This is a genomic window from Methanofastidiosum sp., from assembly GCA_020854815.1.
Classification (GTDB): domain Archaea; phylum Methanobacteriota_B; class Thermococci; order Methanofastidiosales; family Methanofastidiosaceae; genus Methanofastidiosum.
Window position 1 is genome coordinate 1 of sequence record JAHKLW010000037.1, and the last position, 8411, is coordinate 8411.

Here is an 8411-nt window from a genome sequence, read left to right on the forward strand (position 1 = left end):
AGATATTAGTCTACAGGTATTTTCCAAATTTCACACCCCCGGAAAATAAGCCCAAATATCGCCCCGTTTCAAAAATAGCCGCCAGAAAAGTTATTGGCGGGCAGTAAGGGATTCGAACCCCTGGCCCGTAGATTAAGAGTCCGAAACGAAAATAAGCCTTATTTTTTAATTTAACGTTCATAATGATTTTATTTCACTATTTAGACTTAAAATTAATGTTCAATTTAAAAAATAAGTGTCTATTGCCGGACTAAATAATAATATTAAACGATTTGTTAAAACACTTGGCATCTATTTATAAATGAGTTGTTAAAATTATTTGGCCTTATTTATAAATGACTTGTTAAAAATATTTTAGGTTATTTATAAATGAGTTGTTAAAAAGATATAAAAAGGAGAAGATCAAATACTGCCTATGGAAAAAATCTACGACATTAGCCAGTTGGCCGAGGCTAATCGATGGTGGATAAACAGTGAAAATATCCTAGACGATTTCAAGATTAAGAATTGGGAAGATTCTAGATACAAATGGAATCCTAAGTTAAAACATTACATAAAACTCAATAAAGATGTCATTTATACTATTCGTGGTCCACGACAAGTAGGAAAAACTACCCTGATTAAGTTGATTATCAAGGATCTATTACTAAAAGATAAAATAGATCCAGAAAATATTTTCTTTTGGTCTTTTGAGAGTAATAGTCCTCAGGAATTAAATAAGATTATTGAAACTTATCTAAGATGGAGAACTACCAAATCTGGCCAAAGAAAATATCTGTTTCTAGACGAGATATCTGCCGTTAACAATTGGCAGAAAGAAATAATGTATTTTTCAAACAGAGGAGATCTAGTTAATTGCTCAGTTGTTATTACAGGCTCTCACTCGATGGACATAAAATCTTCAACAGAAAGAATGCCCGGGAGAAGAGGCGGTGACAAAAATGAATCTTTAGATAAGATACTTCTACCAATGAAATTCTCTGAATATGCAGAACTAATTAATCCAGAAATACGAAAGGCCTTATTCAAAAACAAATTAGTTACAAATAGTGATAAACAAGAAAAAATATTCAAACTATTTGATGGAGAAATAGATCCAAGTATAGAAAATCTAATGATATTCAAAAAAGAATTAGACTCGATTTTTGATATGTACTTATATACCGGTGGAATACCATATGTGATAAATGAGTACCTTGTTGATAAGAAAATATCAACTAGAACTTTTAATTCTTATATTGGCTGGATTACTGGAGATCTTCAAAAATATAGGTATAAAGAAGATTATTTTAAACAGATCATAAAAGCAATTTTTAAGACAATGCCAAATCCAATTAGTTGGAATAGTCTAAAGGATTATACAGATATTAAAACCCATACGACAGTGCAGGATTATATATCTGCCATGGAAGATATTTTTGTGGGAAATATTGTCTACCCGCTATCCCAAAAAAGCGGTGGCCCAAATCCCGTAAAAAATAAAAAAATATACATTTCTGACCCATTTATTTTCCATGCTTTGCACGGTTGGTCACATGCTAAAAATGATTATTTTGAAAATCTAAAGGCCAATTTATTAAATCTAGAAATGAAAAGTAAATTGATTGAATGTGTTTTCCACAATCATCTATGCAGATGGTCTTATGGCTTAAATCCAAGAGATCTTTTTGACCCCAAAGATCATATTTGTTATTATAGGGACAAGAAAGAAAGAGAAATAGATTTTGTTGGATTATATGGGGATAAAATTTACCCATTTGAAGTAAAATATCAATCATCCATATCAAATTCAGATTTTAGTAATTTTTCTTCGTTTAATCGTGGACTACTTATCTCAAAGGACCATACAATGAAATATAAAAACTACTATTCCATTCCCATATCGCTGTTTCTATTACTGATATGAATCTCAAATAAACAATTTCGCATAACGTCTATTATGCGAAGTAATTATACATCTGTGTTTTATTTTAAACTTTTATCTGGCCTTAAAATTAGGGTCGGACTGGACAAGGGAGAATGTAAGGTATTATAAAAAAATTAAAAAGAAAATATTCTCTCTCTGATTAAATAAGTATATCTCTATTTTGTATGATTCTGCTCCCAAATTACATCTGACTGTTCCTCTAATTTTGTGGACTCTTCGTAGAGTTTATCTGCTTGGTTTTGGAGAGGCTCAATATTTTTCTCGATCCAGAGTGAAAGGTCAAGACCTATATCTTCAGGAGATCGAACAGTATTTGTGCATAAACTCATTTTACTAGTTCCTTGCTCAAAATAGTTAGTAGCCGTAGTATAGTTCATATTATTGAATGCATCCAATCCCCTACTCATATAATCCATTGAGCTATCAAGGCATTGAAGAGTGGTGATGTTAGATTTCAAAGAATTAATGGATATTTTCTTATATGCATTGTTCCAGTCATAGATCCAAGAGCTAAGATATTTTTGAGAATTTTTAATGTTGATTTGAGCTTTATCAAAGTTATACAAATTTATATTAATTAATCCTTTGTTCATCTCCTCTGAGAATTTAAGCCCGTCAATCTGCCCATCGACATACGCTATTACAAACTCTCTGCCAATTTTTCTTTTACTATCCACTTCGATTTCTTTAGACAAAGCTTGTTTTCTTTTTTGTAGAGATTGTATTCTCAAATCAATATAATCGTAAGTCCAATCAGGCAGATTTAAAGTTTTAATTTCTTTATAATAAATTTCAGCATTTCCATAATGCCTGCTAGACTCAACCAATAAAGGATTTAAATTATCAATGGCGTTATCATAATCATTCAATATTTTCAAGTTATTTTCCTGGACATAAGAACTACCTGTTTCCCAATAGATTTTATCCCATTTAGTATTCCATTCATCTAATTTGTCGACATAGTCTTCCCTTATCCTATTGCCTTCGTCTATCTCGAAGTTACCCTTATCAATAAGTTCATTATATTTATCCCATTCATAATGAGGCATTAAAAGGAAATATGCTCCAGCAATACCAACTAAAATAGTTATAATCAATGCGATTCCTATCTTAGATTTATTTTGCAGTGTTATTGAAGGAGATGAATTTTGTATCTCTTCTTTTATTTCCGGAGCCTTTGTACCACATTTTGAACAAAATATTGAATCTTTTGGAATTTCCTCTCCACATTTTATACAAAATTTTTTATTTTTCATTTTTATCCCCTACATAATATTTATCATTTTATTATGCCATTTATATTTTATTCTAAGAATACTATTATTGCTGGATCTGATAAGGATAGCAAACTTCAATCTGTGCAACTCCATCATATTCTGTAATAAGCCCAGTTACATAAATTGTCTTTCCCCTATAGTAGATTTCTGGAGATGATGAGAAATTAGGGCGGCATCGTCCCCATATAACAACAGTGAAACGATTTCGATCTGGATGGTCTCTGCCAATATTAAGAAAGGTAGGTTTTCCATTGCTTGAGGAGGCATAACGAGTGCCAACAACAGTTCCATATACAGTTACACTATCTCCAACGTGGTATTTAGCCTCGTTCCAAAGTATTGTTTTTGGTATCTCTTTTTGACTTACCTCAGGAACTTTTTCTTGAACTGGTGTTATAACTGCAGTAGATGCTCTGGTTGAAGTATAAGGCCTAGATATACATCCAAGAGTTACGGATACGAGAACAAATACCAAAAATAAGGAGATTATTTTCTTATTCATAATGACAGTCGCCTCTCCAAGTATAATAATATTCATTTTGAGGATCTAAGGATATGGCTTTACTAAAATAAGAAATTGCCAAAGAATAAGACTCATTATTATACGCTTCTTTACCTTTCAAAAAATTGTCATAATCTGTCTCTCCTTTTACAATATTAAAAGAAAAGGATGCAATTAAAAGAGAAATAAAGAATATCGGTAGGATATATTTATTCATATTTTCACCATTGTAATTTTATTTCTAATATTTATATAATTATTTTATGTAACTACTATGTCCCCGTTAACAGTTTCCAAGTAAAGTTGTCCTAGAAAACTATTCGTATTTGAATTTGTGTTTACATATATATCTCCATTAACTGTATTTGTTTTTACATTCAGTGAAGCGTTTAGATTAAGATGGATATCTCCGTTTACCGATCTTATGCTCCCTGAATGAGCCACGTTGCCCTTTATATCTCCATTTACAACTTGTATATCAATTTTCAAATAAGGATTATTAATGGGGAGATATATAATTCCTTCTAGTTTTTCTAAGTAAAGATTTCTATTATTGATTCTTGGGGGCCTTATACTATCTCCTTCCAAGTAGATTTTGTTATCATTACTAATATTAAGAACTAAATCTTCATTAGTGTTTCTAAGAAAGATATAATCTATATCTTGAAATGAAAATTGATTGAGTATATTATTTGTCTGCGGGGCAGATGTAGGCTCGTATACTACATTGTATCCAGAATTATTATAATAATAAGTTGCCTTCTCTCTTACTGGATTTGTATTAGTTACATTATATTTTTGTGAGTATTGTTCTGGTTGGGTATAACTCCCATCTGAACCTTTCATATACTTTATTTCCCTCTTTGGAATCCAAACATTTTCTTTAGTATCTAAAAGCTTAAACTGTACTGCCCACTTTTTGTTTCTTACGATTATTGCATTAAATTTTGTAGATACATTCTTTTCAGAGGCTATCTCGGGAGTAATTTCTACAGAATAGTTAACATTATTCTTAAAATGTAAAAATGTATCGTACATGTATTTGTCTACCCAGATATGTGAAAAAATTGATACAGCTCCAACTAAAGTTATTATTGATACATATGTGGCGTTATTATACCATGAATTTAATAGAAAGAAAAGAATGAGACATGCTATTAAGCTGAATTTAATGGTGTGAGGGAATTTCCTATGATTATAACTATCTTCAGCATACTTACTATGAATAATTAGCATCCCAATCGCAAATAAGATCCCCAATATATTTATTGGATTAAAAGTAAGTAAAAAAGAGATTCCTGATGCAATTATTATAATAATCATAGACAAATAAAATACCCCACTTATTCGTGATCTAGGGTGGTCGATGTCAGGCAGTAAACTAAATATTCCGAATACGATTAATATCGGAAAGAAAATACCTATTTGAAAAACATTGATACCTGACAAGTATAGAATTACTAAGAATATAATATTGAGTACTCCGCTAACAAATAAATGACCTTCAGCATTCAAATTTATCAAATAATATTATAGTTTTTCATTTATAAGAATATGGAAAAGAATAGGGAAAATAGTGAAAAAAATAATTTTTCCATATTATTTTGCCCCTAAAAACCTGCTACCCTAAATTTGTCCTTAATGATTAGCTCCCATTCTGCAAGTATAATAAATAACGAAAAATATCCAGATTGCAGTAATTATTAATTTGCAGCTGTCCCTGGATTTTTCATTTATTTCTTTTTTACTTGATTTTTTGTTTTCTAATCTAAAACTCTCCTCATTTAAACCTCATTAAGCATCAATTCAAAATCCAATACGCTTTTTGAGGTGAATCTTTGAATAATTACCAAAATGAGGATAATACATGGGGCGGAGAGATTCCTCCAAACAGAACTGTAGCCATGGACTATCTTGTTGTCTTTGGCCTTAATCCCATACCATTAGTCCAAAGGGACAAAAGGCCACTAATCAATTGGAAGGATTTTCAGACAAAGGAAGTTACTTCTGAGCTTGTTAGGACTTGATGGAGCCAGTGGCCTGATGCGAACATAGGCATAATAACTGGATCTATAAGCCAGCTCCTAGTCTTAGATATTGATGGAGATGAGGGCAATGAATCTTTTAAAATACTGTCAAATGGCAAAATACCGGATACTCCAACTGTCAAGACCTCAAGGGGCAAGCATTTTTACTTCTGGACCGGAGGAAACGAGATTGACTCAATGCCATCAATCTACCCTGGACTCGATATTAAGGCCAATGGCGGGTATGTAGTGGCGCCACCAAGCATTCACCCTTCCGGCAGGAGGTATAAGTGGGAAAATACCATCTACGGGAATCACTTAATCGAAATGCCAGATTGGCTATGGCGCATAATAGATGAAAAAAATGAAGTAATGGATACCAGGGACAGAGGGATAATAGAGACTGGGCAAAGAAACACAGAGCTTACCAAAATATCTGGCGCCCTTAGGAATAGGGGATTATCGCCTGACATGGTTAAGGAAGCGCTAAAGGTCATCAATCAGGAAAGGTGCAGAGAACCTCTAGATGGAAATGAGGTTGGGAAGATAACGACTAATTTCTCTCAAAATAGGATATCAATGACAGACATAGGAAATGCCGAGAGAATGATCCTTTACTTTGGTGATAGCATAAGATTCAGTCCGCCACTAAACAGGTGGTTGATCTGGAACGGAAATATATGGAGAGTAGACGATCGGAGGGACATCTACAGGATTGCCATGGATACGGCAAGGACAATCCATATCGAATCAATGAAGGAAAGCGATCAGGAAAACAAGATAGCCCTTTCCAAGTGGGCCATAACTTCTGAGAACTCAAACAGGATAGAGTCAATGATAAAACTTGCAGCTTCTTTTGTCCCAGTCTCTCCAGACGAGCTTGACCACAACATCTGGCTTCTAAACGTTGAAAACGGGATAATCGATCTTAGGACAGGACTCTTCTTGCAAGATCACAGGAAGGAAGAGTTCATCACAAAGATGGCAAATGTCTCCTTTGAGCCTTCTTTTGAATGTCCTCAATGGATTAAGTTTTTGAATGAGATCTTTGATGGCAATGAAGAACTAATGGTATATCTCCAAAAGGCAGTTGGGTATAGCCTAACAGGAGACACTAGGGAGCAGGTTCTATTCTTCCTCCACGGCACAGGAGCCAACGGTAAAACAACATTTTTGGAAGTAATAAGGGATCTAATGGGCGACTATGCAAGGCAGACTGACTTCTCGACCTTTGTCATCAAAAAGCATGATACTGGCCCTAGAAATGATATTGCAAGATTAAAAGGTGCAAGGCTTGTCTGCTCAGTTGAAGTGGAAGAAGGAAAACAGCTAGCAGAGAATCTCGTCAAGCAGCTGACAGGCCAGGATAAGATCTATGCAAGATTTCTATATTCTGAGGGATTTGAGTTTGTCCCTAATTTTAAGATCTGGATAGCTGCAAACAATAAACCAGAGATAAGAGGGGCGGAAAATGCCATCTGGCGAAGGATAAGGCTCATCCCATTTGCTGTGACAATACCGGAAGAAAAACAGGACAGGGAACTTGCAGCAAAGCTAAAGCAGGAAAAGGCTGGCATCCTAAACTGGATCATTGAAGGCTGCCTTAATTGGCAAAGGGAAGGATTGACTCCGCCATCAATAGTTGTTGAGGCAACTGAAGAGTATAAGGGCGAGATGGATCCTCTAAAGGATTTTCTGGATGATCTTTGCAAGATGGGAGTGCTAGAAAAGACATTAGCTGGCGATCTTTATGAGGCCTACAAGGAGTATTGCAGCTTCATAAAAGCAACGCCAATATCCCAGCAGGCCTTTGGCAGGAGGCTATCCCAAATTGGCCTTAAGAAAACTAGGGATGGCAGCAACAGGTATTGGGAAGGCATTGAATTGATTGCAGATCAAGTGGAAAGAATGAGGAAAAGCTACAGGGGTAGCAATTGGTGAAGATTTATTGTGACACATATGACGGTTATCTTGCCTTTTCCATAAAACTCTCTATATGATATACATTATAGGACTTTTACTAAAATCACTATAAAACCGTCATAAGCGTCATTTAATATTCTAGGAAGGGATATTATAGCAAAAAATCTCATTGAATATAGGGCTTATCTGGGAGACAAAGATATACCATGCGTCAGGCAGATCTATGGATACACGCTTATGGAGGCTGATGAAGGCGAAGATATTTGTAATATTCTAGGCGAGAAAGGGAGGTACGCCATCTTGGAATACGGGGAAGATCCATGCTGGAACTATGAGTTCGTGCTGTATGTCTCTGACAGTCTCTCAATTTTAAGGCCAGTTTTTGATCTGCTCTGCATTGAGTGCGATAAGGATCTAACTAGATCAATGTCATACACCAACTTCCTGATACTATACTTATGGAAGAGCAGAGTGATCAATGATATGGATAAGGCCAATAAAAACGAAGCTTGATTTTAGGGCAAATCTGTTAAGCGATTGGCCCTAATTTTAACATGCTCTAAAACTCAGGGCACGCCTTGTCATACCCGCTCTTAATCATCCTCTTGGACTCGTGTACATATCTTTCAGTTGTTGAAATCTGGCTGTGCCCCATGATGTTCTTCAGAATCAGGAGGTTGCCGTTGTTCTCAACGAAGAGCGTTGCAAACGTGTGGCGCAGCATGTAGGGCGTGACCTTGAATCCCAATCTCCTG

General features: G+C 34.8%; 9 protein-coding genes. 4 read left to right on the forward strand and 5 right to left on the reverse strand.

From position 1 onward, the window contains the following. The first annotated feature begins 415 nt into the window (after positions 1-415). Positions 416-1906: an ATP-binding protein gene (locus KO464_05250; protein MCC7572776.1), complete on the forward strand. Its 1491-nt coding sequence runs from the start codon at positions 416-418 to the stop codon at positions 1904-1906. A gap of 176 nt (positions 1907-2082) precedes the next feature. Here KO464_05250 and KO464_05255 read toward each other — a convergent pair whose 3' ends face one another. From KO464_05255 to KO464_05270, 4 genes are all read right to left on the reverse strand, one after another. Further along, positions 2083-3183 carry a zinc-ribbon domain-containing protein gene (locus KO464_05255; protein ID MCC7572777.1) on the reverse strand — a complete coding sequence of 367 codons (1101 nt, stop codon included), beginning with the start codon at positions 3181-3183 and terminating at the stop codon, positions 2083-2085. Between the two features lie 64 nt (positions 3184-3247). Further along, on the reverse strand, positions 3248-3706 hold the full coding sequence (locus KO464_05260) for a hypothetical protein (GenBank protein MCC7572778.1): 459 nt from the start codon (positions 3704-3706) through the stop codon (positions 3248-3250). Further along, positions 3699-3923, reverse strand: coding sequence for a hypothetical protein (locus KO464_05265; GenBank protein ID MCC7572779.1), 225 nt, complete (start codon positions 3921-3923; stop codon positions 3699-3701). The genes KO464_05260 and KO464_05265 overlap by 8 nt, the downstream gene beginning before the upstream one ends. Before the next feature lie 44 nt (positions 3924-3967). Next, the gene (locus tag KO464_05270) at positions 3968-5230 is read right to left on the reverse strand and encodes a metal-dependent hydrolase (GenBank protein ID MCC7572780.1); all 1263 of its coding nucleotides are present in this window, start codon (positions 5228-5230) and stop codon (positions 3968-3970) included. A gap of 314 nt (positions 5231-5544) precedes the next feature. Here KO464_05270 and KO464_05275 point away from each other — a divergent pair, with 314 nt between their 5' ends. The 3 genes from KO464_05275 to KO464_05285 all read left to right on the forward strand — a co-directional run bounded on the left by KO464_05275 (position 5545) and on the right by KO464_05285 (position 8169). After that, positions 5545-5733 carry a hypothetical protein gene (locus KO464_05275; protein ID MCC7572781.1) on the forward strand — a complete coding sequence of 63 codons (189 nt, stop codon included), beginning with the start codon at positions 5545-5547 and terminating at the stop codon, positions 5731-5733. Positions 5734-5931: 198 nt separating this feature from the next. Beyond that, on the forward strand, positions 5932-7674 hold the full coding sequence (locus KO464_05280) for a bifunctional DNA primase/polymerase (protein ID MCC7572782.1): 1743 nt from the start codon (positions 5932-5934) through the stop codon (positions 7672-7674). A 282-nt stretch (positions 7675-7956) separates the two neighbouring features. After that, the gene (locus KO464_05285) at positions 7957-8169 is read left to right on the forward strand and encodes a hypothetical protein (GenBank protein ID MCC7572783.1); all 213 of its coding nucleotides are present in this window, start codon (positions 7957-7959) and stop codon (positions 8167-8169) included. A gap of 46 nt (positions 8170-8215) precedes the next feature. Here the strand turns inward: KO464_05285 and KO464_05290 are convergent. Then, positions 8216-8411, reverse strand: a 196-nt coding sequence (locus KO464_05290; protein ID MCC7572784.1) for a tyrosine-type recombinase/integrase, incomplete at its 5' end; no start/stop codon positions are given.